General features: G+C 67.0%; 19 protein-coding genes. 8 read left to right on the top strand and 11 right to left on the bottom strand.

Annotated elements, in window-relative coordinates; translation table 11 throughout:
* The first annotated feature begins 240 nt into the window (after window positions 1–240).
* The 4 genes from AB4Y92_RS21265 to AB4Y92_RS21250 all read left to right on the top strand — a co-directional run bounded on the left by AB4Y92_RS21265 (window position 241) and on the right by AB4Y92_RS21250 (window position 8,241).
* Complete coding sequence (locus tag AB4Y92_RS21265; RefSeq protein ID WP_441821480.1) at window positions 241–2,466, top strand: M3 family metallopeptidase; 2,226 nt, start codon at window positions 241–243, stop codon at window positions 2,464–2,466.
* A gap of 270 nt (window positions 2,467–2,736) precedes the next feature.
* Complete coding sequence (locus AB4Y92_RS21260) at window positions 2,737–3,504, top strand: response regulator transcription factor (RefSeq protein WP_441821479.1); 768 nt, start codon at window positions 2,737–2,739, stop codon at window positions 3,502–3,504.
* 415 nt (window positions 3,505–3,919) lie between these two features.
* The gene (locus tag AB4Y92_RS21255) at window positions 3,920–7,129 is read left to right on the top strand and encodes a YadA family autotransporter adhesin (RefSeq protein ID WP_441821478.1); all 3,210 of its coding nucleotides are present in this window, start codon (window positions 3,920–3,922) and stop codon (window positions 7,127–7,129) included.
* Window positions 7,130–7,401: 272 nt separating this feature from the next.
* Window positions 7,402–8,241, top strand: a complete 840-nt coding sequence (locus AB4Y92_RS21250) for an NAD-dependent protein deacetylase (RefSeq protein ID WP_441821477.1) — start codon at window positions 7,402–7,404, stop codon at window positions 8,239–8,241.
* A 492-nt stretch (window positions 8,242–8,733) separates the two neighbouring features.
* Here AB4Y92_RS21250 and AB4Y92_RS21245 read toward each other — a convergent pair whose 3' ends face one another.
* Together AB4Y92_RS21245 and AB4Y92_RS21240 are read right to left on the bottom strand one after the other, a co-directional pair.
* Window positions 8,734–10,056 (bottom strand): glycerophosphodiester phosphodiesterase family protein, encoded by a 1,323-nt coding sequence (locus tag AB4Y92_RS21245; RefSeq protein WP_441821476.1) that lies wholly within the window; start codon window positions 10,054–10,056, stop codon window positions 8,734–8,736.
* Window positions 10,057–10,186: 130 nt separating this feature from the next.
* Complete coding sequence (locus tag AB4Y92_RS21240; RefSeq protein WP_441821475.1) at window positions 10,187–10,495, bottom strand: hypothetical protein; 309 nt, start codon at window positions 10,493–10,495, stop codon at window positions 10,187–10,189.
* A gap of 248 nt (window positions 10,496–10,743) precedes the next feature.
* Here AB4Y92_RS21240 and AB4Y92_RS21235 point away from each other — a divergent pair, with 248 nt between their 5' ends.
* Window positions 10,744–12,186: an amino acid permease gene (locus AB4Y92_RS21235; RefSeq protein WP_441821474.1), complete on the top strand. Its 1,443-nt coding sequence runs from the start codon at window positions 10,744–10,746 to the stop codon at window positions 12,184–12,186.
* Between the two features lie 199 nt (window positions 12,187–12,385).
* On the opposite strand, the gene cfa is transcribed toward AB4Y92_RS21235, so the two are convergent.
* The 5 genes from cfa to AB4Y92_RS21210 all read right to left on the bottom strand — a co-directional run bounded on the left by cfa (window position 12,386) and on the right by AB4Y92_RS21210 (window position 18,009).
* Window positions 12,386–13,531, bottom strand: coding sequence for a cyclopropane fatty acyl phospholipid synthase (cfa, locus tag AB4Y92_RS21230; protein WP_441821473.1), 1,146 nt, complete (start codon window positions 13,529–13,531; stop codon window positions 12,386–12,388).
* Between the two features lie 382 nt (window positions 13,532–13,913).
* Window positions 13,914–14,747 carry a hypothetical protein gene (locus AB4Y92_RS21225; RefSeq protein WP_441821472.1) on the bottom strand — a complete coding sequence of 278 codons (834 nt, stop codon included), beginning with the start codon at window positions 14,745–14,747 and terminating at the stop codon, window positions 13,914–13,916.
* Window positions 14,748–14,881: 134 nt separating this feature from the next.
* Complete coding sequence (locus AB4Y92_RS21220) at window positions 14,882–15,595, bottom strand: pseudouridine synthase (protein WP_057943387.1); 714 nt, start codon at window positions 15,593–15,595, stop codon at window positions 14,882–14,884.
* A 506-nt stretch (window positions 15,596–16,101) separates the two neighbouring features.
* Window positions 16,102–16,377 (bottom strand): GNAT family N-acetyltransferase, encoded by a 276-nt coding sequence (locus AB4Y92_RS21215; RefSeq protein ID WP_057943388.1) that lies wholly within the window; start codon window positions 16,375–16,377, stop codon window positions 16,102–16,104.
* 69 nt (window positions 16,378–16,446) lie between these two features.
* A complete protein-coding gene (locus AB4Y92_RS21210) occupies window positions 16,447–18,009 on the bottom strand; it encodes a hypothetical protein (protein ID WP_441821471.1) in 1,563 nt (520 codons plus the stop codon).
* 318 nt (window positions 18,010–18,327) lie between these two features.
* On the opposite strand from AB4Y92_RS21210, the gene AB4Y92_RS21205 reads away from it, so the two are divergent.
* Entirely contained in the window at window positions 18,328–18,519 is a 192-nt protein-coding gene (locus tag AB4Y92_RS21205; protein ID WP_441821470.1) for a hypothetical protein, read from the top strand.
* Between the two features lie 97 nt (window positions 18,520–18,616).
* Here the strand turns inward: AB4Y92_RS21205 and AB4Y92_RS21200 are convergent, their stop codons facing one another.
* From AB4Y92_RS21200 to AB4Y92_RS21185, 4 genes are all read right to left on the bottom strand, one after another.
* Entirely contained in the window at window positions 18,617–19,234 is a 618-nt protein-coding gene (locus AB4Y92_RS21200; protein ID WP_441821469.1) for a rhomboid family intramembrane serine protease, read from the bottom strand.
* A gap of 46 nt (window positions 19,235–19,280) precedes the next feature.
* Window positions 19,281–20,903, bottom strand: coding sequence for a POT-type proton-dependent oligopeptide transporter (locus AB4Y92_RS21195; RefSeq protein WP_441821468.1), 1,623 nt, complete (start codon window positions 20,901–20,903; stop codon window positions 19,281–19,283).
* 151 nt (window positions 20,904–21,054) lie between these two features.
* On the bottom strand, window positions 21,055–21,855 hold the full coding sequence (locus AB4Y92_RS21190; protein ID WP_441821467.1) for a hypothetical protein: 801 nt from the start codon (window positions 21,853–21,855) through the stop codon (window positions 21,055–21,057).
* Window positions 21,856–22,081: 226 nt separating this feature from the next.
* Window positions 22,082–22,708: a glutathione S-transferase family protein gene (locus AB4Y92_RS21185; protein ID WP_441821466.1), complete on the bottom strand. Its 627-nt coding sequence runs from the start codon at window positions 22,706–22,708 to the stop codon at window positions 22,082–22,084.
* Between the two features lie 248 nt (window positions 22,709–22,956).
* Between AB4Y92_RS21185 and AB4Y92_RS21180 the strand changes: the two genes are divergently transcribed.
* Window positions 22,957–23,568, top strand: coding sequence for a hypothetical protein (locus AB4Y92_RS21180; protein ID WP_441821465.1), 612 nt, complete (start codon window positions 22,957–22,959; stop codon window positions 23,566–23,568).
* Window positions 23,569–23,595: 27 nt separating this feature from the next.
* Window positions 23,596–25,392 carry a M14 family metallopeptidase gene (locus AB4Y92_RS21175; RefSeq protein WP_441821464.1) on the top strand — a complete coding sequence of 599 codons (1,797 nt, stop codon included), beginning with the start codon at window positions 23,596–23,598 and terminating at the stop codon, window positions 25,390–25,392.
* Window positions 25,393–25,452: the final 60 nt, after the last annotated feature.

The following is a 25,452-nucleotide window of genomic DNA, read 5'->3' as shown; positions in this document are numbered from 1 at the left end:
GCGCATCCGCCCTCTCCCGGCGTGAAGATCGCCGGAGTGTAAACCGGCGGCCGCGGCGGTTCCCGGGCAGATGGTCATGGGGCCGGGATTGGGGATTCGAAAAAGCGGAGCGGCGGCATCCGGGAATTCGCCGGCTTTGCCGAATCCCCCATTCCGAAACCCGACCCCATGCCTTTCGTCAGGGGCTCCTGTGGCCCCCATCGGGTAGGCTTCCAGGTCCCTTTTGACGAGGTTCGTACGATGAAGCATCCCCTCGCCGTGGCCCTGGCCGTGGCCCTGATCGCCACCGTGCCGGGCCTGGCCCACAATGCCCAGGCCCAGACGAAGACCGACAAAGCCGTGACCCAGACCACTGCCTCGACCGCCGCCGCATCCAGCGCGAACCCGTTCTTCCAGCTCAGCCCGCTGCCGCTGCACTTCCCGCAGTTCGACAAGATCAAGGACAGCGACTTCGCTCCGGCCTTCGATCGCGGCATGGCCGATCAGATCAAGGAAATCGAGGCGATCGCGAACAACGCCGACGCCCCGAGCTTCGACAACACCATCCTGGCGATGGAGCGCTCGGGCCAGATCCTCAGCCGCGCCGGCGCGACCTTCTTCAACCTCACCGGCACCGACACCAATCCGACCCGCGAGAACCTGCAGCAGGAATACGCGCCCAAGCTGGCCGCGCACCGCGACGCGATCTCGCTGAACCCGAAGCTGTTCGCGCGGATCAAGAGCCTGTACGACCAGCGCGACAAGCTGGGCCTGGACGCCGAGGGCGTGCGCCTGGTCGAGCGTTACTACTCCGACTTCGTGCGCAGCGGCGCCAATCTGAACGACGCGCAGAAGACCCGGCTCAAGGCGATCAACGCCGAACTGGCCGAGCTGGGCGCGAAGTTCAGCAAGAACGTGCTGGCCGAGGTCAAGGAATCGGCGATCGTCGTCGATACCAAGGAAGAACTGGCCGGTCTGTCGGAAGAGCGCATCGCCGCCGCCGCCGAGGCCGCCAAGGGCCGCAAGCTGGAAGGCAAGTACCTGCTGACCCTGCTCAACACCACCGGCCAGCCGCCGGAAACCGATCTGACCAACCGCGCCCTGCGCGAGAAGCTGCACAAGGCCTCGATCGTGCGCGGCAGCCGCGGCAACCAGTACGACAACACCGCCATCGTGTCCAAGGTCGTCACCCTGCGCGCCGAGCGCGCCAAGATGATGGGTTACCCGAACTATGCGGCCTACGTGCTGGAAGACGAAACCGCGAAGAACCCCGAAGCGGTCAACAAGATGCTCGGCCAGCTCGCCCCGGCCGCGGTCGCCAACGCCAAGCGCGAAGCGGCCGACCTGCAGGCGATGATCGACAAGGAACAGGCCGCCAAGGGCGAGAAGAGCTTCCAGCTCGAACCCTGGGACTGGGCGTTCTACGCCGAGAAGGTGCGCAAGGAAAAGTTCGCCTTCGACGAAGCCGAGCTCAAGCCCTACTTCGAGATGAAGAACGTGCTGGAAAACGGCGTGTTCTACGCCGCCGGCCAGCTCTACGGCCTGAAGTTCAAGCAGCGCACCGACCTGCCGCTGTACCGCGACGACGTCACCGCCTACGACGTGTTCGACGCCAACGGCAAGCAGCTGGCGATCTTCATCGCCGACATGTACGCCCGCGACAGCAAGCGCGGCGGCGCCTGGATGAACTCCTACGTGGAGCAGTCCGAACTGTTCGGCACCCTGCCGGTCGTGGCCAACCACCTCAATATCCCCAAGCCGCCGGCCGGCAAGCCGACGCTGATGACCTGGGACGAGGTCACCACCATGTTCCATGAGTTCGGCCATGCCCTGCACGGCATGTTCTCGAACGTGAAGTACCCGTACTTCTCCGGCACCAGCGTGCCGCGCGACTTCGTCGAGTTCCCCTCGCAGGTCAACGAAATGTGGGCCGACTGGCCGTCGGTGCTGGCCAACTACGCCAAGCATTACCAGACCGGCACGCCGATGCCGAAGGAACTGCTGGACAAGGTGCTGGCGGCGTCCAAGTTCAACCAGGGCTTCACCACCACCGAGTATCTGGGCGCGGCGATGCTGGACCAGAACTATCACCAGATCGGCGACGTCGGCCAGATTCCGGCGCCCAAGGACGTGATGGCCTTCGAAACCGCCTCGCTGAAGAAAGACGGTATCTACTACCCGCCGGTCCCGCCGCGTTACCGCACCCCGTATTTCAGCCACATCATGGGCGGCTACGCGGCCGGTTATTACGCCTATATCTGGTCGGAGGTGCTCGACGCCAATACCGTGGAATGGATCAAGCAGCATGGCGGCCTGACCCGCGAGAACGGCGACCGCTTCCGCGCCACCCTGCTCTCGCGCGGCGGCAGCAAGGACGCCCTGCAGCTGTTCCGGGACTTCTCCGGCCACGATCCGCAGATTCAACCGCTACTGGAACGCCGCGGCCTGACCGCGCCGGCGCCGGCCAAGGGCTCGAAGAATAAATAATTCAGCCCGACCCGACCGGTCTTAACAAAAAAGGCCGTCCACCTGTCCGGTGGGCGGCCTTTTCTGCGTTTGAGGCCACATAGGGCACACCCGATTCGTTATCTCGATCTAAATATTGATATTTAGTTCCATATTATTTCCCCGCTTTTTGTGAAGCCCGATCTATGTCACATTAGGTTTCAAGGGAGCCCCATTAACCTGATATTGGATATCGACGGCACTGTTTCCATAAGAAAACAGCTTGGAGTTCGATCAACAGGGGACATCAGGATGGCCGCTATCTCAGCAGTTCATTCCGGCAGTTCGAACCACTCCGCCGACAACCGCAACAACCGCCGCATCGCTGTAGTCGAACGCGACCCGAATCTGCGCCAGCAGATTCTGCATTCGCTGCAGATGCGCCAGTTCGCGATCGTCGAATGCGCCAACGCCACCGCGCTCTACCGCAGCCTGCTCAGCGCGCCGTGCGACATCGCGGTCATCGCCAGCGATCTGCCCGACGACAATCCACGCACCGTGGCGCTGCATCTGCGCCAACACTCCGACATCGGCATCGTCATGCTCGACGCCGACATCGCCAACGGCGGTCAGTCCGAGTCGTTCCACGATTTCGCCGACGCTTGCTTCGCCAAGCCGGTCGATCTCGACGGCCTGGCCGCGGTGATCACCGCCATGCACAGCCTCCAGCACCACATGCGCGCGATGCCCACCCGCGCCAGCGCCGGACAGCCGGATTGGGAACTGGCCCTGGACGGTTGGACGCTGCGCACGCCCGACGGCGCTTCGATCGACCTGAGCGCGCCCGAACGCAGCGTGTTGATGCGCCTGGTCAACACCGGCGCCGGCGGCCATCCGGTCTCGCACGACAGCCTGATCGGATCGCTGACCAGCGACGTCTACGACTTCGATCCGCACCGTCTGGAGATGCTGATCTATCGGCTGCGCAAGAAAGTGGCGGTGATGAGCCCGCTGCCGTTGCCGCTGCGCGCGGTGCGCGGCATGGGTTACCTGTGCACGATCATCCGCGCCAACAACTGAACCATTCAGCGCCGCAGGGCGCATCACGATGCTTGAACGCAAGACGGCGGCCTCACCGGCCGCCGTTTTTTTTTCGCTCGCGCGCGCCGCGATTTGGCGTGAGCGGTGGTGAGTGTGTTGCGTGATTCACGCGCCTAGCCTGCGATCGCCGAGGGCTGATCGTGCCAGCGAACACGGCAGCCAAGGCGTCGGGGGACGGGGGACATCATCTGGACCGCATCGATCCAGATCGGTTGCAACAGCTTTCGCATGCGCTCAATCCCATCGAATGCCTATCGGCCTACCGCACACGCAGACGGAGGCTGTCATGACCAGGCTCGACACGAACCAACGCAAGCACACGTCCACCTCTTCCACGTCGGCACGCGCGACACTCTTGCGCGCATCGGTGTTGAGTTGGTGCATAGCCATCGGCATGACTACCCTGCCCGCGACCGCGGCCGAACTCGCCGCCGGCGCCTTGCCGGATGTCGAAAGCGTTGAATCCCAGCCGGCCGCCGACAGCGGCGAAGAATCCGCCACCAGCGATCAGGCGCTCGACAGCGAAGCGCCGCTGCTGCCGCTGGTGTTCGACGGCATTCCCAATCGCGACACCTGGAGCTCGGCCAGCGCCTTCGACGGCGGCATGGTCTCGCCGATGAGCGTGATCGAACCGCCGCCGGCCTTGAACAACACCCTGCCCGGCATCAGCGCCTACCTGAGCAACTGGCTGCTGGGCAACGACTACCAGGCCTGCGGCCTGCTCGGTTCGGGCTGTTTGACCATCGACCGCGCCAACTTCAATTACTCGTACCTGTCGCTGATCCTCAATCTGGTGCAGGCGCCGAACGTGCTCGATCTGGACGGCAACCAGCCGGCCAACCATCTGACCTTGATCGGCGCGGTGCAGTCCGACAGCTACATCCAGTTCCAGGACAGCAACTACACCGGCAACAACAACAGCGCTTCGTGCGTGATCATCGGCCTGGCCTGCACCTGGCGCACCAACGCGGCGCAGAACAACCAGACCATCATCGGCGACGGCAGCTACGCCAACGGCTCCAACACTATCGTGATGGGCACCAACGCGCGCCACCAGTTGCCCACCATCACCGCCGCCGCGGCCGGCTTCACCGGCGGTCCCGACACCAACTACGCCGCGCGCCTGGGCAATTCGGTGGTGATCGGCGACAACAGCTTCGGCAACGCCAATCGCCAGACCATCCTCGGCTTCGGCGCGACCTCCACACACGCCAACAGCGTCGCGCTCGGCGCCGGTTCCTCCACTTCGATCGGCGCGCAGGCCGCCTATGCCGCCTTCGGCCTGGTCGCGCCGCAGACGTCCTCGGGCGAAGTCTCGATCGGCTCGGCCGGCGCCACCCGCAAGCTCACCAACGTCGCCGCCGGCAGCAACGGCACCGATGCGGTCAACCTCGCGCAGTTGCAGGGCGCGCTGTCCACCGCGGCGTCGGACCCGTTCTCGGTCAAGTACAACGACCTGGGCGGCGTTCCGGACTTCGCCAACGTCACCCTGCAAGGAGCGGGCGGCACCACCGTTTCCAATCTGCGCGCCGGCCTGATCACCGCCGGCAGCACCCAGGCCGTGAACGGCAGTCAGTTGTTCGCGATCAGCCAGTCCAACGCGCAACATCTCGGCGGCGGCGCCGCGGTGGCGGTGGACGGAACGATCACCGCGCCGAACTACGTCATCGAAGGCAACGGCTACAACAACGTCGGTTCGGCCCTGGCCGCGATCGACACCGGCCTGGCCAACGCCGACGCCTTCGCCGTGCAGTACAACGACGACGGCGCCGGCAATCCCAACTACGGCGCGATCACCCTGCGCGGCCCGGCCGGCACCGGCACCTTGATCGGCAACCTGGCCGCGGGCCAGATCGCCGCCGGCAGCCTGGAGGCGGTCAACGGCGGGCAGATCTTCGCCGTCGGCAGCGCCACCGCTGCGGTGTTCGGCGGCGGCGCCGCGTTCAACGCCGGCGGGACCTTCACCGCGCCCAACTACGTCATCGGCGGCACCGGCTACAACAACGTCGGCGCCGCGCTGGCCGCGCTCGACAGCGGCCAGAGCACCGGCAACGCCTTCGCCGTGCAATACGACGACGACGGCGCCGGCAATCCCGATTACGGCAACATCACCCTGCGCGGACCGGCCGGCACCGGCACCGTGCTCGACAACCTCGCCAACGGCCAGATCGCCGCCGGCAGCCTGCAGGGCGTCAACGGTGGGCAGATCTTCGGCCTGGGCACCTCGATCGCCAATCTGTTCGGCGGCGGCTCGGTGTTCAACGCCGGCGGCACCTTCACCGCGCCGAATTATCTGATCGGCGGCAACACCTACAACGATGTCGGCTCGGCGCTGACCGCGCTGGACGGCAACATCAACGGCGCCAACGCCTTCGCCGTGCAATACGACGACGACGGCGCCGGCAATCCCGACTACGGCAACATCACCCTGCGCGGCCCGGCCGGTACCGGCACCGTGCTTGGCAACCTCGCCAACGGCCAGATCGGCGCCGGCAGCCTGGAAGCGGTCAACGGCGGGCAGCTGCACACCATCGGCACCGACCTGGCCTCGATCTTCGGCGGCGGCGCGCTGTTCAACGGCGGCGTCTTCGGGGTGCCGACCTTCACCGTGCAAGGCAGCGGCTACCAGAACGTGGGCGCCGCCTTCGCCGCCGTCGATGCCAGCCTGACCAACATCAACAACCGCATCGACAACCTGCCGCCGGCGAGCACGCCCGATCCGCGCATCGCCATCGACGGCACCGGCAACGCCTCGGTCGCGGCCGGCTCGCGCGGCGTCGCGGTCGGCGCCAGTTCCAGCGCGGGCGGCAATCACGCCACCGCCATCGGCGGCGACAGTTACGCGGCCGGCGCCAACGACACCGCGATCGGCGGCAACGCCCGCGTCAACGCCGACGGCAGCACCGCGGTCGGCGCCAACACCACCATCGCGGCCGGCGCCACCAACGCCGTCGCGGTCGGCGAAGGCGCCAGCGTCAGCGCGGCCGGAGCGGTCGCGCTGGGTCAGGGCGCGGTGGCCGATCGCGCCAACACGGTCTCGGTCGGCAACGCCGGGCAACAGCGCCAGGTCGTCAACGTCGCCGCCGGCAGTCTGGACAACGACGCGGTCAACGTCGCCCAGCTCAAAGCCTCGCAAAACGGCACGGTGCGTTACGACACCAACGTCGATGGCAGCGTCAACAACAGCCAGGTCACCCTCAACAACGGCGGCGCGTCGGTCACCATCCGCAACGTCCACGCCGGCGTGTCCAACACCGACGCGGTCAACGTGCAGCAGCTCAACGAAGGCGTGAACCGCGCGATCACCGTGTCCAACACCTACACCGACAACTGGGGCAACAGCCTGCGCCGCGAGATCGGCCAGCTGGACGACAAGGCCAGCGCCGGCGTCGCCTCGGCGATGGCGGTCGCGGGCCTGCCGCAGTCGTACATGCCGGGCAAGAGCATGGCGGCGATCGCGGCGAGCAGCTTCCGCGGCGAGACCGGTTTCGCGATCGGCATCTCGACCATCACCGAGGATGGCCGCTACGTCTACAAGCTGTCGGGCAACAGCAACTCCAGGGGCGATGTCGGCGTCACGGTCGGCGCGGGCATCGTCTGGTAATGGCAGCGGCATGCCGCTGCACAGGGACCTCCCCCCGGCGGCCCACGAGCTTCGGCTCGCGGGCAGCCAGGCCGCCCGGAGCGATCCGGGCGGCCTTCTTGTTTTCCGGGGCGGGCGCGGCCGGATGCCGCGCCTGCGCCGTTATCCTCAATACGCCGGACGCGGATCGACGGCGCCGGGCGCGCAACCGTGCGTTCCGGGCTTGCCCTTGGATCGCCGCCCCTTCGCCGCCATCTCAGAGCCGTGAATCGACGCCAGCCATCGCCGCCCGCATGAATTCCTCCGCCGCCCACGACACCCACACCGCTGCGCAAGCGCTCTACGACTGGCTGCGCCCGCACCGCCGGGTATTCGTGCTGACCGGCGCCGGCATCAGCACCGACTCAGGGATTCCGCACTACCGCGACGAAAGCGGCGCCTGGCAGCGCAAGCCGCCGATCGACCTACGCGCCTTCGTCGGCGATGCGCGCGCGCGTTCGCGCTACTGGGCGCGCAGCTTCGTCGGCTGGCCGTCGTTCTCCGGCGCGCGGCCCAATGCCGGACACGACGCGCTGGCGCGCTGGCAGCAGCGCGAACCCGATCATGCGCTGGTGACGCAGAACGTCGATGGCCTGCACGCGCGGGCCGGCAGCCTCGAGGTGGTCGATCTGCACGGCTGCCTGGACGAAGTGATCTGCCTGGATTGCGGCGCGCGGCTGGCGCGCGAAGCTTTGCAGCAGGAACTGGCGCAACGCAATCCCGACTGGGTCGGCCTGGACGCGGCCGCCCTGCCCGACGGCGACGCCGATCTGCAAGGGTTGGACTTCGACCGTTTCCACACGCCGGTGTGCGCGCAGTGCGGCGGCATGGTCAAGCCCGATGTGGTGTTTTTCGGCGAGAACGTTCCGCGCGCGCGGGTGGCGGCGGCGCAGCAGTCCCTGGCCGAAGCCGACGCGATGCTGGTGGTCGGCTCCTCGCTGATGGTCTATTCCGGTTTCCGCTTCGCCCGCGCGGCGCGCGAGGCCGGGTTGCCGTTGGCGCTGCTCAATCGCGGGGTGACGCGGGCGGATGAGATCGCGACTTTGAAGTTGCAGGCCGATTGTGGGGCTACGTTGCAGGCGGCGTTGGCTTGATGGTTCGCTGATTCGTGTTCGGGGTATCGAACGCGGCGGCTGAGCGAAAAGCATCGGGCCTGAAGGGCCCTCCCACAAAAGATTTCGGCGCTGTGTATTGGCTTGGTGTTCGCTGGTTCGTGTTCGGGGTAGCGAACGCGGTGGCTGAGCGAAAAGCATCGGGCCTGAAGGGCCCTCCTACAAAAGACTTCGGCGCTGTGTATTGGCTTGGTGTTCGCTGGTTCGTGTTCGGGGTATCGAACGCGGCAGCTGAGCGAAAAGCATCGGGCCTGAAGGGCCCTCCCACAAAAGATTTCGGCGCTGTGTATTGGCTTGGTGTTCGCTGGTTCGTGTTCGGGGTAGCGAACGCGGTGGCTGAGCGAAAAGCATCAGGCCTGAAGGGCCCTCCCACAACAAACCCATCGGCCACGACGCTCGCGAAGCGCCGAGGTCTTTTGTGGGAGGGCCCTTCAGGCCCGATGCTTTCGGCTCAGTTCGCGCCGCACCCTAACCTCAAGGCGCCTTGACCGGCGCGATCCGGCTCTGCTCCAGGAACAGCTTGCGCGCCGCCACGCCAATATCCGGCTGGTCGATAAAGAACCCCTGCACGCCCAGCGAATACAGCTGCAGCGCCTCGCCCAGCGCGCTCTGATCGACGCCGTTGGCGGTCTGGGTCAGAAACGGCTCTTCGGCGCGCAGCGTGTACGGGTGCACCTGCAACCCCAGCGCCAGCGCGCGGCCCAGCACCGGATGGATGAAACCGGTGTTGCGCGTGCTCAACAGCGCACGGCCGTCGCCGTCGGCATCGCGCTTGGCCGGCAACGGCGCGCGCAGGATCACGCTGCTCTTGGACGGCCCCAGGCCTGCGGCGTAGTTCGCCTTCATCCAGGTCAAGGCCGCGGTTTCGGTCAGCGCCGCGAACGATGTTTTGGCGTCGATGCCGCCGGGAATCGCCGCGATCAGTCCGCCGTAAATCGCGTCCAGATCGGCCTTATGGCCGGCGTTGTAGACGAAATCGTAGGGCCGGTCGCGCTCGAAATCGCCATACAACTGCACCAGCGGCAGGTCGATGCCGGCCTTGGGCAGGATGCGCTGCTTGAGTTCGATCAGGTTGGCGACTTCGAAACTCTGGATATACACCCGCCCCGGATCGGTGAAACCTTCCGCCACCAGCGTGGCGACCAGCTTCTCGCCGAGCGATATGTGGATCGGCGATCCGTCCAGGTGCGTGCCTTCGCTGGCGAACCAGGTCGGGTGCTTGGTTTCCGGATAGATGCCGATGACGCGGCCGTCGCGGCTCTCCTGTTTGGCCAGCGCGATCACTTCCTTGAACGTGGCGATCGGGAACTGCCCGTCGAAGCGGGTGTTGCCCGGCCTGATCTGCGCGATGCGCTCCTTCGCCCGCAGCGTCTTGAGTTCGGCGAGGGTGAAATCCTCCGTGAACCAGCCGGTGAGTTTCTCGCCGTCGATGGTCTTGCTGGTCTTGCGATCGGCGAACTCGGGATGGTCGGCGACGTCGGTGGTGCCGGAGATCTCGTTCTCGTGGCGCACCACCAGTTCGCCGTCGCGGGTCGCGACCAGGTCGGGTTCGATGAAGTCGGCGCCCTGCTGGATCGCCAGGCGGTAGGCCTCGAGCGTGTGCTCGGGGCGGTAGCCGCTGGCGCCGCGATGGGCGATCACGATCAGGCCCTGCTGGCCCAGGACGGTGGCTCGGTCGGTCATCGGCGTCTTCGCGGGCGTGGGAGCGGAAGCGTGGGCGGCGCTCGCGGCGCACAGCGCCAGCGCGGCCAGCGACCGGCGCAGGCTCGGCCGGGTCGGGAGATGAAAGTGCGGCATTGCGGGATCCTACCTCGTCGTACAGGGCCAGAGAGCGGCGGCCAGGCGCCGCCGCTTCAGTCTGCCGCGACCGCATGACAGGCAGGCGGGCCCGCGCGACGACCCGCAACCGGGCCGTCGCCCGCGCCGATCACTTGTGACTGGCTTCGCCGACCGCGACCACGGTGACGGTTCCGCCGCCGGCGGTGATGAAGATGCGGTCCGGACTGCCCTTGCCGCCCGGGTACACCTCGATCGTATTGACGCTGCCTTTGACCTTTTGCGCGAGGATCTCGTCGCCTGCGAGCAGACCCAGCCACTGATTGACCTGATCGCCGTTCACCGGCTCGGTCTCCTCGGCCAGCGCGGAAATCTGCTCGATCACCCCATCCGCCTGCACGGGGTTGGCGAGCTTTTGAATCTTCTTGGGATTGACGTCGTTGACGAACTGGTACGGCATAGAACCTCCTGCGGTGTCCGCATTCGATGGCCGCAGCGCCTGCGGCGCCCGGCGCGAAGCCGTGCTGCGTCGCGCCGTGCCTGGGCACGATCGCCGCGGCCGGCCTCGCTTCCACCACAACGTCCGCCGGCCGGGGTGCGTGAAGCGTCCGGCCCGCCACCGCGGCCGAAAGGTGCCTCCATGCGCCACCGTCCGCCGCGCGCCCGCACAGCCGCTATGATGCGGCGGTCATTCGGAAGGAGCGCTCGATGAGCCTGGTTGCCAAGATCCTGCGGCACAAGTCGGTGGAACAGTTGCAAGCCGAAGCGGGAAAACGCTCGGACTTCCGGCGCGTGCTGGGGTTATGGCAGCTCACCGCGATCGGTATCGGCGGCATCATCGGCGTCGGCGTGTTCGTGCTGGCCGGACATCAGGCCGCGGAGAACGCCGGCCCGGCGGTCGCCCTGGCCTTCCTGATCGCCGGCATCGCCAGCGCCGCGGCGGCGCTGTGCTACGCCGAGTTCGCCGGGATGATCCCGGTCACCGGCAGCGCCTACACCTACAGCTACGCGACCCTGGGCGAACTGGCGGCATGGCTGATCGGCTGGGATTTGCTGCTGGAGTACGCCTTGATCGTCGCGGTGGTGGCGATCGGCTGGTCCGGCTACGTGCAGGTTCTGCTCGAAGGCATGGGCATCCATCTTCCGGTGTGGGCGCAAGGCGCGATCGGCACCGGCGAAGGCCGCGTGTTCAACGTTATCGCCGCCGGCGTCACCCTGGCCGTGTCGGCGCTGCTGGTGTTCCGCACCGAGTGGGGCGCGCGCTTCAATACGCTGGTGGTGGCGATCAAGATCGTCGCGGTGTTGTTGGTGATCGGCGTGGGCGTGTTCTACATCGACACCGCCAACTGGGTTCCGTTCATTCCCGAGCGCGTGGTCGATGCCAACGGCGTCGGCCACTTCGGCTTCGCCGGCGTCGGCACCGCCGCGGCGGTGGTGTTCTTCGCGGTGTTCGGCTACGACACCCTGACCACGGCGGCGGAGGAATCCAAGAACCCGCAACGCGATCTGCCGCGCGCGGTGCTGCTGTCGCTGGGCGTGTCGATGGTGCTGTACCTGGCGGTGTCGCTGGTGCTGACCGGCATCGCCCACTACTCCAAGCTCAACGGCGACGCGCCGGTGTCGGATGCTTTCGCCGCGCTGGGCCTGCCGTGGGTGGCGAAGGCGATCGCGTTCTCGGCGGTGATCGGCATCGCCAGCGTATTGTTCGCCTTCATGCTGGGCGCGGCGCGGATCTGGTTCTCGCTGTCGCGCGACGGCCTGCTGCCGGGCTGGTTCGCCAAGATCCATCCCAAGTACGGCACCCCGCATCGTCCGACCATCGTGCTGGGCGTGTTCACCGCGCTGGTCGCCGGCTTCCTGCCGATCGGCGAGGTCGCCAAGCTGGTCAACATCGGCGTGCTTTCGGCCTTCATCATCATCTGCGCGTCGGTGTGGGTGTTGCGCGTGCGCAAGCCGGACCTGCACCGCTCGTTCCGCACGCCGCTGGTGCCGGTGATCCCGATCATCGGTATCGGCTTCTCGATCTGGCTGCTGTCGGAGCTGGCGGCGATCACCTGGCTGATCTTCGTGATCTGGGTGTCGCTGGGGCTGCTGGTGTATTTCGCTTACGGCATCCGGCATTCGAAGCTGGCGCTGGAGCAGCAGGGTTGAGGCGACGGCCGGGCTGCTGTTTCGGTGGCCCGGCTTTCCTGTTTTAGTACGTCACCCACTCGTTACTCTTGTTTGACCCGTCATTCCCGCGAACGCGGGAATCCAGCGACTTTCGTGCCAGTTCGCGTAAAGACACTGGATTCCCGCGTTCGCGGGAATGACGGCTTTGAGCGGGCTGCGACTGCTGGCCGATCGCAACCTACCGCGGTGCGACATACCCACCCGGCACGCCTTCCGGCGACAGCACCAACTGCCACAGCTGCGCGTGCCGGCTGCGGAAGGTCGCCATCGAAGCGGCCAGATAGAACCGCCACATGCGCCGGAAGCGCTCGTCGTAGCGCGCGTCCAGTTGCTCCCAGGCGCGCTCGACGTTGTCGCGCCAGGCCTGCAGGGTCAGGTCGTAGTCGGCGCTGAAGTTATGCCAGTCCTCGATCACGAACCGGCCTTCGGCGTGTTCGGCGATCTGCCGCGCCGAGGGCAGCATCGAATTGGGGAAGATGTACTTGGCGATCCACGGATCGGTATGGGTCACCGAACGGTTGCCGCCGATGGTGTGCAGCAGGAACAGGCCGCCGTCGGCGCTGTCGCGGTCCAGGCAGCGCAGGGCGACGTCGAAGTAGCTGTCGTAGTTCTTGACCCCGACGTGCTCGAACATGCCCAGCGAGAAGATGCGGTCGAAGCGCTGGTCGAGGTCGCGGTAATCCTGCAGGCGGAATTCGATCGGCAGGCCCTTGCACAGATCGCGGGCGAACTCGGCCTGCTCGTGCGACACGGTGATGCCGACGCCGACGATGCCGTAGCGCTCGGCGGCGAATTTCAGCGCCTCGCCCCAACCGCTGCCGATGTCCAGCACGCGCATGCCCGGCTTGAGGCCGAGCTTGCGGCAGACCAGATCGAGCTTGGCCTCCTGGGCCGAATCCAGATCGCGCAGGGACTGGCCCTGCCGGTCGCGCCAGTAGCCGCAGCTGTAGACCAGGCGCTTGCCGAGCATGGCCCGGTACAGATCGTTGCCCAGGTCGTAGTGGCGCTCGCCGACGGTGAAGCTGCGGCGGTGGCTCTGCAGGTTGATCAGGTGCGCGCGCAGGCCGTCGAGGATCGCCGCCCAGCCGTGCACCTGCTCGTCCACGTGCGCGCGCAGCAGCCGCACCAGCAGTTCGTCCAGCGCCGGCGCGTGCCAGCTCCCGTCCATGTAGGTTTCGCCGAGCCCGAGCGAACCCTGCGCGACCACGCGCACATAGAATTCGTCGTCTTCGACCTGGATGTCCCAGGGCCGGTCGCCGCCGATGCGCACATCGGCCAGCGCCAGCAGACCTTCGACTCGTTTACGCAGCGACGCCAGGGGCATGACGGCCTCGATCGGGGGTCGGTGAAGTGCGGTGCGTTACGGCTTGCGCTGCGCCGATGTGAAGCGTTGCGCGCTCGTCCTGAGACGAGGTTCCTGTCGCGGCGTCCGGTGCTGCGGCGCCGCGCTGCGCGGTGTTTGCGCATGGCCGCACGATAACAAATGCGGCCTGGGGCGATGTGCCGAATCGTGTGGTTTTTGGCGAACGCTGAGTTGCGTTTCTGATCATTCCTGCTCAGGGGCAGAGGAGGCGGCGGAGTCCGACGCGGCCTCCCTCATCCGCCCCCCGCCTCCGCGGGGGCAGGCTCTCCGGGCACCTTCTCCCGCGCCCCGAAGGAAGTCACCTTGGGTGGCAAGCGGGAGAAGGGACTGCTCAAGGCCGAACTCAGGCCCCGCCGACGAACAGCGGCCGATACGCCGGCGCCAGATGCGGCAGCAACACTGCGGCCGGCACCTCGACCATCTGCGTGCCGTCCGAATACGGGCCGACTTCGTACGGCGCGAACACGAACTTCAGGCCGCTGAGCTTGCCGTCGGCCGAACGCATCGGTTCGAACATGGCGAAGTTGGCCGGATCGGCGGCGGTGCCGTCGTCGATCATGCGGCCGCCGGTCTCGATCTGCTCGGCGCGCACGGCCGGGGCCAGATCGTCGGCGTCGATGCGCTGCGACAGCGCCGAGTGCAGTTGCTCGCGCACGAAACGCGAGACCGCGTCCCAGCCGGCCTTGTCCGGAATCAGTTCCTCGGCCTTGAGCAGCTTGTTCTGCTTGGGCAGCCAGACGAAGCGCGCGATCAGCGGCGCGGCATGGGCGCCGCCGGTGTAGCTGCTGCCGTCGGCGGACACCGCGACCATGTCGGGCGCATCGACGACGTCGTCGAAGGTCAGCGACAGCTCGTACGGCGAGGGGTTTTCCTTGGCGGTGCGTCCGTTGGCGGCCTCGATGAGTTCGCTGCGCGCGTTATCGGCGTAGTGCTTGAGCTCGCGCGCCAGCCCCGGGTACTGGGCGGCCTTGGTGTTGTAGGTGATGCCGACCACGTAGTTGGGCGTGGTTTCGACCACTTCCTTGAGCTCGACCGGTCCGGCGTCGGTCGCGACCGGCGCCGGCAGAGCGGTTCCGGGCGTGACGGCCGGCGCGGTCGCGGCCGGCGGCGGCGTGGCTTCCTTCTTGCAGGCCGCCAGGGCCAGGGCAAGCAGACAGACGGCGGTGACGCGCTTCATGCAGCAATCCTTTTAGTCGGACGTCCATTGGATGTTTCGCGCGACATTATCGCGCAATGCGTGACGTCCACATCTAGATCGCGGACCGCTGGGCCTTGCGGTCGCGGCCGCTCAGCCGCGGGTTGTGGATCTGTTCACCACTCGCTGCGATGCGGCAGCAGGCCCTGCAGTTCGGCGTCGGTGAGATTGCGCCATTGACCCGGCTTGAGGTGCCCGAGCTTGACGTTGCCGATGCGCGAGCGCAGCAGTTGCTTGACCCGGAAGCCGAAGTGCGCGGCCATCAGGCGGATCTGCCGGTTGAGGCCCTGCACCAGCACGATGCGGAAGCCGAAGCGGCCCAGCTTGCCGGTCTTGCACGGCAGCGTGGTCTGGCCGTGGATCGGCACGCCGCGGCTCATGCCGCGCAGGAATTCGTTCGTGACCTCGTGGTTCACCGCGACCAGGTATTCCTTTTCCAGCTTGTTCTCGGCGCGCAGGATCTCGTTGACGATGTCGCCGTTGCTGGTCATCAGGATCAGGCCTTCGGAATCCTTGTCCAGGCGGCCGATCGGGAAGATGCGGCGGTCGTGGCCGACGAAATCGACGATGTTGTCCTTGACCGTGGACTCGGTGGTGCAGACCACGCCGACCGGCTTGTTGAGGACGATATAGACATGCTGGCGCTTGCCCTTGACCGCCACGCGCGCGCGCACGATCTCGCCGTCGATGCGGACCTCGTCGCCCTCGCCCACCTCGCTGCCGACGCGGCCGCGGATGCCGTTGACGGTGACCCGTCCTTCGGCGATCAAGCCGTCGGCCTCGCGGCGGGAGCAGAAACCGGTGTCGCTGATGTGTTTGTTCAGGCGCATGGCGGAAGCATGCCGGAAAACCGGCCGGCGGGATGTCGGGGGGCGCGTAGGCTGGCACAGACGCCGCGGATTGGCGAGCGCGGGGGCGTCGCGGGGCGGTTTTTGCGCGGATCGATTCATCCGGCGGGGGTTTTGGGCGTCGCACGGGGGGATGGATCGCGCCGACGGCGCCCCTGCCCGACCTCAATACTCTCACCCGAAGGATTCCTCCCTTTGAAAAAGGGGGGCCAGGGAGGATTTGCTTTTACCCGCGAAGAGCAAATCCCCCGCGCTACCGATTCGTCTGCATCTGGGCTTGCGCCGGGCGCCGCCCCCTTTTTCAAAGGGGGCAACGGTCAGCGCCAGCCTTGTAACCCTGAGGATTCCCCCCTTTGAAAAAGGGGGGCCAGGGGGGATTTGCTTTTGCCTGCGAAGAGCAAATCCCCCCGCTACCGATTCGTCTGTATCTGAAGCTTGCACCGGGCGCCGCCCCCTTTTCCAAAGGGGGCAACGGTCAGCGCCTGCCCTCAAGCCAGCAGCTGCGAATACTCCGCATGCCGCTCGGCCCAAGCGGCCGCGTACGAGCAGGCCGGACGGACCTTATAGCCCGCGCCGCGCGCATATTCGAACGCGGCCTTGACCAGATCGCTGGCGATGCCGCGGCCGCCAATCGCTTCGGGCACGCCGGTGTGGGTGATGACGAGCTGATCGCCGCGCATCTGATATTCGAGCAGCGCCTGCACGCCGTCGACCTCGACGGTGAAACGCTGCGACTGCGGTTCGTGTTGTACGGAAACGGCCATTGAACGGTCCTGTGCGATAGAGGGAGCGATGCCGGAACCACCGCGCGGCGGCGATTCCGGCTTGGGCGCTCAGCGGTTGTCGCGCTTGCCCTGATTGTGCCGGTCCTGGGTGCTGTTGGAACCCTGGATCGCGTCCATCCGGCTCTCGGCCGCGTGCAGTTCGCCGGCCTTCTGCGCCGCGCTCTCCGACTGCGGGCCGGGCTGCGGCACGTGGCCGTGGTGCGAATCGAGCTGCTGCCACGGCTGCGCCCCACGCGCCTGCTCCTGCTTGGCTTCAAGCAAGCGACGGGTGTTTTCCAGCGCCTGTTCCGGGGTGATGTGGGAACCGCCGCCGGTGTGCTCGCCGCCGCCGCTGCCTTCATCGTCGGAACCGTCGTCGTCGCTGTCGTCGGCCGATGCGCCCGCCGCGGCTTCGTCTTCGGCATCGTTCGCCGCTTCGTCTTCGCGCTGCGGCGCAACGTCGGCCTTGCGAGCCTCGGGGGCGTCGCCTTCGGCCTCGATCGCGGTCTGCGCCGCGCCTTGAGCGGCGACGCTGCCGGCCGCGGCTTGCGGCTTGGACTCATGCGACTCCGGCAACAGCGCGGGCGCGGCCGATTCCGACGCCACCGCCGCGGCCGCCAGCGAACCGGCCGGCACCGCCGACGGCGCTTCCGCCTTGGGCTTGGGCTTGCGTTGGGCCTTGGGCTTGCTCGGCGCGGCCGCGGCCTGGTCCTGGAACAGATCGGCCGGAGCCGGCGTCGCCGCGACCGCGGCGGTGGCCGACGGCGTCGGCTGAGCGCGCTTGGACACGGGCTTGGACTTGGCCGGTTCCGATGCCGCCGGCGGCGCGGCCGGGGCCGGCTTCGCGGGCTTCGGCGCGACTTGCTTCGCTGCGGCCGGTGCGGCCGGCTTGGGCGCCGCCGGTTGCGCGGCGGGCTTGCTCACAGTCTTCTTCGCCGCCGACGCGGCAGTCTGCTTCGTCACCGCCGGCTTGGCGGCCGGCTTGGACGCCTGCGCCTGCGGCGCGACGGATTTCTTCGCGACGACCGGCTTGGCCGCGCTCTTGCTGACCACGGACTTGCCCGGCGCCGGCTTGACCGCGACCGGCTTGACCGCGGCGCGCTTGTTCACGACCGGCTTGGCCGCCTGCTTCAGCACCGGCTTGCGAACGGCCGGCTTGGGCGCGACGCGCTTGGCGGCGGGCTTGCGCGCCGCGATTTTCTTCGCCGCGACTTTGCCGCTCGCGGTCTTCTTGACGACGGCCTGCTTGCTCGCGCTCTTCTTCGCCGCGCTCTTCTTCGCGACCGGCTTGTTCGTCTTCTTAGCCGCGGCCTTCTTCGCCACCAACTTCTTGCCTACGACTTTCTTGCCAGCGGCCTTCTTGGCAACCGGCTTCTTGCTCGCGACCTTCTTCGCAGCCGCCTTCTTGGCCGCCGGCTTGCTCGCCGCCGCCTTCCGGGCGCCTGCAGTTTTCTTCGCCACAGCCTTTTTTACAGCGCTTTTCTTGCTTGCCGCGCGCTTGGCCGGCTTGCTCGCGACCTTCTTCGCCGCGGTCTTGCCGGCGGGCTTGGCCGCGGCGGTTTTCTTCGCCGCGCGCTTGGCCGCGGGCTTCGCGGATTTACCCGCGGACTTGCCGACTTTCTTGATCGCCATACTTAACTCCTCGTCGAAGTGTTTCGAATGCGCGAATGATAGCGGCTGCCCCTGTACCCACATCAGCCTGTGCGTAAACGCGATCACCGTGTTAGCACGCGCAACCTTCATGGCGGGTGAGCGAGCGTGAGCATCGCCGGATCGTGGCGCGGGTGAGCGGAAGTGAGAGTCGCCGCATCGCGTCACGCGACTGATCATGACCGGCCTGTGTTGACCTCTCGCGTCACTTTTTCGCTCGTCAAGCTAGGGAAAACCCTGGCACGGAATATGCGTGGAACTGTGCGTAAGTCCACATAAGAACTGAGCAGGGGGTTCCAGATGACCAGGCATATCGACCAGTACAGCGACGACGTCCACTCCAGCGCCGTTATCGCCCGCCTCTACGAACTGGCCCGCGGCGGGGAAGCCGACGACGCCGAACTGCGCGAACTCGACGCCGAGATCCAGGCCGGCCTGGCCGCCGCCTACGGCGAGAGCGACCACGCCTTCGACCGCTCGATGGCGGCCTGAGTCCGGCAGCGCCGGACCGATCGAATCGCGTCAACGAACGACGGCGGCCTGGGCCGCCGTCGTCTTATAGCCGCAGGCCCCCGGGTCGCGCCGGAACTCAGCCGAAGAACGACGGCAGGCTCGGACTGGCCAGCTTCTGCAGGAAGCGCACGCCCAGCCCCGGCTCCATCAACAGCACGAACAGCAGGCCGTAGATCGCGCCGGACAGGTGCGCGTTGTGGTTGATGCTGTCGCGGCCGCGCTTGTCCATCCAGTAGGAATAGCCGATGTAGGCGATGGCGTAGATCACCGCCGGCACCGGGATCACGAACACGATGATCCAGCTCCACGGATCGACCAGCACGAAGGCGAACAGCACCGCCGACACCGCGCCCGAGGCGCCCAGGCTGACGTAGCTGCCGTCCTTGCGATGGCGCAGGTAGCTGGGCAGGATCGCCACCACGATCGCCGACAGATAGAACAGCACGTACATCGCCTGCCCCACCAACTGCGCGAACACGCTCTCGACCGCGCGGCCGAAGAAGTACAGCGTGATCATGTTGAACAGCAGGTGCATCCAGTCGGCGTGCACGAAACCGTGGGTGAGCAGGCGGTCGTACTGGTGGAAGCGCTCCACGCCCGGCGGCCACAGCACCAGGCGTTCGAAGATGCGGCGTTTCTCGAACGCCTGCCACGACACCAGCACGGTCACGGCGATCAGGATGAAGGTGATCATGGTCGGGTCTGGCTCGTAAGGTTCACGGAGAGTCCGGCGCGGCCGCTCAGGCCGTGCGGTAGTGGTCTTGCATCGGATAGGTGCGGGCGTAGAGCCCGAACGCGGCCGCGGCGACAAAGGCGAACGCGGCGAAGAAGAACATCAGGAACGCGTTCTCGCTCAGGCCGGTGGAGGCGATTTGCGAGATCACCGCGTCGTTGCGCACCGCCGCGTTGGTCAGCATCACCCACAGGTTGCCGAAGGTGCTGGTCAGATACCAGAACGCCATGATCACGCCCTTCATCGACGGCGGCGCCTGACTGTAGGCGAACTCCAATGCCGTCGCCGAGACCAAAATCTCGCCGAACGTCAACAAGATGTAAGGAATAATCTGCCATGCCAGCGACATGGGGTGCCCGGCGTCCATATACAACTGAATAGTCGCCGCGACGATCCACGACAAACCCGTGACCGCGATACCAAACCCCATCCGCCGCAGCGGCGTCGGGTTGAAGCCCACGCGGCGCAAGGCCGGGTACAGGACCAGGTTGTTGAACGGGATCAGCAGCATCACCAGCAGCGGATTGATCGCCTGCATCTGCGAGGCCGCGGCCTTGGCCCCGCCCTCGCCGGAGATCAGCCAGCTCGGCCACCACCACAGCTCGGTCGGCACCACCATGCGCTGGCCCTGCAGCACCCAGGTCGAAGCCTTCTGGTCGAACAGCGACCAGAACGGGGTCACGAAGGCGAACACGATCAGAATCCGCAGCACCGCGCGCACGCCGTCCACCGCCGCGGCCGGATGCTTGCCGCGTGCGCGTTCGAGCTGCAGCGAAACGCCGTAACCGCCGAAGCCGATCAGCAGGCCCAGCGCCATGCATGCGCTCTTGACGAAGCCCAGGCTCGGAATCAGCGCCAGCGCGCCGGCCGCCAGCGCCACCCCGACCGCGGCCACCGCCACGCCGGGATTGCCCTGCCCGGCGACCTTGGCGGTCAGCGCGGTGCGGGCGACGTTGAAGAACGAATCCGGGTCCGGCGCATCCCGGCTCGGCGGCACCATCACGTAGCGCTTGCGGCCGAGCCAGAAGATCAAGGTGGCCAGGAACATCAGCGCGCCGGGAATGCCGAACGCCACCGCCGGGCCGTATTCGCGCAGGAAGATCGGCATCAGCAAGGAGGCGAACAGCGAGCCGAAGTTGATCGTCCAATAGAATGCATCGAACACCAGCTTGGCCTTGTGCTTGTTGCTCTGGTCGAACTGGTCGCCGCAGAACGACACCACCAATGGTTTGATGCCGCCGGCGCCGAAGGCGATCAGGAACAGGCCGGTGTAGAAACCGGTCTGGTTGTGCTCGAACAAGGCCAGGCAGGCGTGGCCGGCGCAGTACACCAGCGAGAACCAGATGACGGTGTTGTACTTGCCGAAATAACGGTCGGCCAGCCAGCCGCCCAGCAGCGGGAAGAAGTAAGTGCCGATCATGAAGCTGTGGAACACTTCCTTGGCCATGTGCTCGCGCTCGGCCAGGCCCTCGGTCGAGGCCAGCAGCAGCGTTCCGACCAGGAACGACACCAGGATGTTGCGCATGCCGTAGAAGCTGAAGCGCTCGGCCGCCTCGTTGCCGATGATGTATGCGATCTGGCGGGGCATCTTGCCCTGCGAATCGGCGGGGACGGTGGCGGCTGGGTTCATCTACGGCGGTCCTGTGCGGGTCGGGTCGCGCGTTCCATGCGAAAGCCCGGGCGCAACGGCGCCGGACGGTCCAGCCCCACAGCCTAACCGATCGGCCCCGCAGCCGGTTTGGCCCCGCCCGGCGGCGCGCCGGCCGTTGCGGCGGCGCCGTTCAGATCGCCGGATCGCCGATCTGCAGCTCGTATTCGAAGTTCTGGATCATGCGACCGTAGTCCTGATCCTTGTCGGTGCCGTAATTGGCGCCGACCACCAGCCGGTGCTTGCCCGGCGGCAGCGGCGGCAACAGCGCCCAGTAACCGTCGGCCGCGGCGTGGTGGCGGGACTGGGCGTCCTGCTGCGGGCCGGAATCGCGCTGCGCGGCGAAGGGGTCGAAGCAGCGCGAAATCAGCCGCACCGGCGGCGGCAGGGGCTTGCCGTCGATGAGGATGACCGCGCTCGCCAAGGCCCGGTTGCTGACCGCCACCTGGGCCTTGAGCTGGGCGCAGGTGGTCGCGTATTTGCCGACGCGCGGGGTGTGGGTGTACAGGTTGATCAGCGGAATCAGCAGGTGCTTGCCCAGCGGCACCTGGCAGCGGCGCTTGGCGTCGAAGCGGCCGTCGGTCCCGGCCAGGAGCCAGACCGGGCCGTCTTCGTCCTGGCCCATCGCGCAACGGCTGCCGTCGGTGTCCTGGTACGGCGTCAGGCCATCGGGAAAGCTGTGCGCCCAGCGCCACCAGCGCACCGTCCATTCCTCCGGCGCGATGCCGCCGACCCGCGTGCCGGCCGCTGTATTCGCGGCGCGGGTTTCGGACTTGTCGGACGCCGGTTTCGTGTTCGCGGCGAATGCCGGGAGCGACAATGTCAGGCCCAGGGCGAGTGCGGCGATGATGCGTGCCGCGCGCGGGTCGCGGTGCAACGCTGCTGCGCGGAAGATGCTTCGAAACAGGTTCGTCTGCATTTGATCGGCGTCCATTTTGATCGGTACTCCTTGATTTTCCGTTTCGCTTAGGGCTTGTTCAAACCGTTGCTTCAGGTGTAGAGCATCTTCGCTTTTGCTTGTCATTCCCGCGAACGCGGGAATCCAGGGCCTTTCGTGCGAGAACGCTTGAAGTCGCTGGATGTTCGGCTCCGCCGAAGTAAAGCGGAGCCCGCCTTGGCGGGAATGACGAACCTGTCTTTCGGAATTTTTGCACCGACTCCTAAGCCCACTCGCTCAAGCCTTCGCGCTGATACAGCGTGGCGAAGCCCGGCCGCGCCTTCATGCGCCGCGCGAACTCGCCCAGATGCGGCCACTCGTGCGCGGGCTTAGGCATCTTGCGAGTCCAGCGCATCAGCATGGTCAGGTAGAAGTCGGCCGCGCTCAGGCGCTCGCCGAGCAGGTACGGCCCGTGCGCGGCCAGTTGCGCGTCCAGCCGTTCGCAGGCGGCTTCGATCCGAGCCTGCGCGCCGGCCCGCACCGCCTCGTCGTCGGCCTGCAGGTCCCACGGATACCACCACAGGCGCAGCGGCGACTGCAGCGTGCTGGCCAGATTGAACATCCACTGGTCGTACAGCGCGCGCTGCGGATCGTCGAGCGCCGGGGCCAATCCGGCGTCGGGATGACGGTCGGCCAAATACATCGCCAGCGCCGCGGCTTCGTAGCGCGGCTGGCCGTCGACGATCAGCGTGGGCACCACGCCGTTGGGATTCATCGCCAGATACTCAGCGCTCTTGTGCGCACGCGCGTCCATATCGACCAGACGCAGCTCGTGTTCGATCTCCATCTCGATCAGCAGCCAATGGACCAGCAGGCTGGCGGTGCCCGGCGAGTAATACAAGGCGTACATGGCGAAGGTATCCAGACAAGACGGATGCGAAGTCTAGACCACGAGCGGCCGAGGCCGCAGCCGCCCCGCCCTCGCGCGCAGGCGGTCGCGATGACTCCTGTCACCTCGTGTCAGTTAGCTAAAGAATCCACAAGCGCGGCCGCACGCGATCCCGTAAATTAGGCCGCTCGCGACGCCACCAGGCGCCGATCCGCATCCCGCCGCCGCGCCGCCCCGTCCCGGGCCGGCGCACGATCAGGAATCGCCGCATGCTCACGCGTTCCACCCTGATGCTCTGCGCTCTGTGCTGCGCGATCGCGCTGGGCGGCTGCGACTCGGTCAACAAGGCGTTCGAATACGCGTCGCAGCGCGAACGGCCGCAAGACCAGCCCGCCGCCGCGCCCTCGGACACCGCCGTCTCGCCGCGGCCTTCGCCACCGGCCGCCGAACCGAGGCAGGCTGAACCTGCTCCCGAGCGCGCGCCGGCCGTCGCGTCGCTTCCACCTGTGGCCGCGCCGCCGGCGCTCAAGCCGATCGTGGCGGTCGCGCCCCCCTACACCGGCCCGGAGGGCGAAGCCGGCCTGAGCCAAGGCGTACGCGATGGCTATCTGCGCGAAGCCCGCCGCAGCGATCTGCAGCAGTGGCGCGACAGCCAGCGCAGCGTCGATGCGCGGCGCGACGAATCGTCCTCGGCCTTTGCCCTGCACAACGCCTACGTGGTGCTCAAGCCTTACCGGTTGCCGACCGGACTGTACGGCGCGCACAGCGCGCGCTTCTACGTTCCCCGCGGCGTGGAGCGCCCGACCGGCGAGTTGGGGCACTCGGCGATCTACGACTTCAACACGCTCACCTGCTCCGGTGCGACCTGCAATTTCGAATAACCCCTTTCCGCTCGCTGGATGTCCGCAATGACCGACCGTGTATTCCATTCTCCCCTCCTGTCCCGCAGCCTGCTGCCGCTCGCCCTGAGCTTCGCCCTCGCCGCTCCGGCGATGGCCGCGCCCGCGCCGCTGACCACCGTCTCCGAGCGCAGCGGCTTCGTCAAAACCGGGCGCTATCAGGAAGTGATCGAGCTGTGCGCGCAGTTCGCCCAGCGCTATCCCGACGCGGTGCGTTGCGAAGACTTCGGCACCACGCCCGAAGGCCGGCCGATGAAGGTATTGGTGGTGACCCGCAGCGGCGCGTTCACGCCGCAGCAGGCGCAGGCGAAGAATCTGCCGGTGCTGCTGGTCCAGGGCGGCATCCACTCGGGCGAAATCGACGGCAAGGACGCCGGCTTCCTGGCATTGCGCCAGGCCCTGGACGGCGAAGCGGCCAAGGGCGCGCTCGACAAGCAGGTGCTGCTGTTCGTGCCGGTGTTCAATATCGACGGCCACGAGCGCTTCGGCCGCTGGAACCGCCCCAATCAGCGCGGCCCGGAGGAAATGGGCTGGCGCACCACCGCGCAGAACTACAACCTCAATCGCGATTACCTCAAGGCCGACGCGCCGGAAATGCAGGCCATGCTCAAGCTGGTCGAGCGCTGGGACCCGCTGGCCTACGTCGATCTGCACGTCACCGACGGCGCCAAGTTCGAGCACGATGTATCGATCCAGGTCGAGCCCGTGCACGCTGGCGACGAAGCCCTGCGCGCGGCCGGCACCGCGCTGCGCGACGGCGTGATCGAGCGCTTGAACCAGAACGGCTCGATGGCGCTGTCGTACTACCCGTCCTTCGTCGAATCCGACAACCCCGCTTCCGGCTTCGAAGACAGCGTGCCGCCGCCGCGTTTCTCGCACGGCTATTTCTTCCTGCGCAACCGCCTGGGCATGCTGGTGGAAACGCATTCGTGGAAGGACTATCCGACCCGCGTGCGCATCACCCGCAACGCCATCGTCGATGTGCTGGAGCTGATCGGCGCGAACGGCGCCGACTGGCGCCGCACCGCGCTGGCCGCCGATCAACGCGCGCAGGCGCTGGGCGGACAGAACGTCGCCCTCGACTACAAGGCCGGCGACAAGACCCGCACCATCGCCTTCCGCGGCTACGCCTACACGCGCACGCCGTCGGACGTGTCCGGCGCGCTGATGACGCGTTACGACGAAACCAAGCCGGAAATCTGGAACATCCCGCTGAAGTACGACATCCAGCCCAGCCGGCAGGTGCTCGCGCCGCGCGGCGGTTATCTGGTGCCGGCGGCGCAGGCTGCGTGGGTCGCGGCCAAGCTCGACCAGCACGGGGTGAGCTATCGCCGTCTCGACAGCGCGCTCAAGCAGGCCAAGGTGGAAACCTTCCGCGCCGACAAGGCCGAGTTCGCCGCGCAGTCGGTCGAAGGCCATCAGCGCACCACGCTGAGCGGCGACTGGAAGGCCGAGACGCAGGATTTGGTCGCCGGCGCACTGTTCGTGCCGATCGCCCAGCCCAAGGCGCGCCTGGCGATCGCGATCCTGGAACCGCTGGCGCCCGATTCGCTGGCGGCCTGGGGCGAGTTCAACAACGCCTTCGAGCGCAAGGAGTACATGGAGGATTACGTCGCCGAGGACGTGGCGCGCGAAATGCTCAAGGACCCCAAGGTCAAGGCCGAATTCGACGCCAGGCTGCAAAGCGATGCGGCCTTCGCCAAGAGCCCGCAGGCGCGCCTGGACTTCTTCTATCGCCGCCACTCGGCCTGGGATACGCGCTACAACCAGTATCCGGTGCTGCGCACGCAGTCGGTGCCGCGCTGATCAACAGCCATAACCGCTGAACCGGCACAAAGGCGCGGAGCTCAGGCTCCGCGCTTTTTT

Source organism: Lysobacter sp. TAB13 (assembly GCF_052113885.1).
GTDB classification, from domain to species: domain Bacteria; phylum Pseudomonadota; class Gammaproteobacteria; order Xanthomonadales; family Xanthomonadaceae; genus Lysobacter; species Lysobacter gummosus.
This window is presented reverse-complemented; position numbering and strand designations above follow the sequence as displayed.

Coding starts and splice junctions, on each gene's coding strand:
- AB4Y92_RS21265 (WP_441821480.1), top strand. CDS start 241: ATGAAGCATCCCCTCGCCGTGGCCCTGGCCGTGGCCCTGATCGCCACC.
- AB4Y92_RS21260 (WP_441821479.1), top strand. CDS start 2,737: ATGGCCGCTATCTCAGCAGTTCATTCCGGCAGTTCGAACCACTCCGCC.
- AB4Y92_RS21255 (WP_441821478.1), top strand. CDS start 3,920: ATGACTACCCTGCCCGCGACCGCGGCCGAACTCGCCGCCGGCGCCTTG.
- AB4Y92_RS21250 (WP_441821477.1), top strand. CDS start 7,402: ATGAATTCCTCCGCCGCCCACGACACCCACACCGCTGCGCAAGCGCTC.
- AB4Y92_RS21245 (WP_441821476.1), bottom strand. CDS start 10,056: ATGCCGCACTTTCATCTCCCGACCCGGCCGAGCCTGCGCCGGTCGCTG.
- AB4Y92_RS21240 (WP_441821475.1), bottom strand. CDS start 10,495: ATGCCGTACCAGTTCGTCAACGACGTCAATCCCAAGAAGATTCAAAAG.
- AB4Y92_RS21235 (WP_441821474.1), top strand. CDS start 10,744: ATGAGCCTGGTTGCCAAGATCCTGCGGCACAAGTCGGTGGAACAGTTG.
- cfa (WP_441821473.1), bottom strand. CDS start 13,531: ATGCCCCTGGCGTCGCTGCGTAAACGAGTCGAAGGTCTGCTGGCGCTG.
- AB4Y92_RS21225 (WP_441821472.1), bottom strand. CDS start 14,747: ATGAAGCGCGTCACCGCCGTCTGTCTGCTTGCCCTGGCCCTGGCGGCC.
- AB4Y92_RS21220 (WP_057943387.1), bottom strand. CDS start 15,595: ATGCGCCTGAACAAACACATCAGCGACACCGGTTTCTGCTCCCGCCGC.
- AB4Y92_RS21215 (WP_057943388.1), bottom strand. CDS start 16,377: ATGGCCGTTTCCGTACAACACGAACCGCAGTCGCAGCGTTTCACCGTC.
- AB4Y92_RS21210 (WP_441821471.1), bottom strand. CDS start 18,009: ATGGCGATCAAGAAAGTCGGCAAGTCCGCGGGTAAATCCGCGAAGCCC.
- AB4Y92_RS21205 (WP_441821470.1), top strand. CDS start 18,328: ATGACCAGGCATATCGACCAGTACAGCGACGACGTCCACTCCAGCGCC.
- AB4Y92_RS21200 (WP_441821469.1), bottom strand. CDS start 19,234: ATGATCACCTTCATCCTGATCGCCGTGACCGTGCTGGTGTCGTGGCAG.
- AB4Y92_RS21195 (WP_441821468.1), bottom strand. CDS start 20,903: ATGAACCCAGCCGCCACCGTCCCCGCCGATTCGCAGGGCAAGATGCCC.
- AB4Y92_RS21190 (WP_441821467.1), bottom strand. CDS start 21,855: ATGGACGCCGATCAAATGCAGACGAACCTGTTTCGAAGCATCTTCCGC.
- AB4Y92_RS21185 (WP_441821466.1), bottom strand. CDS start 22,708: ATGTACGCCTTGTATTACTCGCCGGGCACCGCCAGCCTGCTGGTCCAT.
- AB4Y92_RS21180 (WP_441821465.1), top strand. CDS start 22,957: ATGCTCACGCGTTCCACCCTGATGCTCTGCGCTCTGTGCTGCGCGATC.
- AB4Y92_RS21175 (WP_441821464.1), top strand. CDS start 23,596: ATGACCGACCGTGTATTCCATTCTCCCCTCCTGTCCCGCAGCCTGCTG.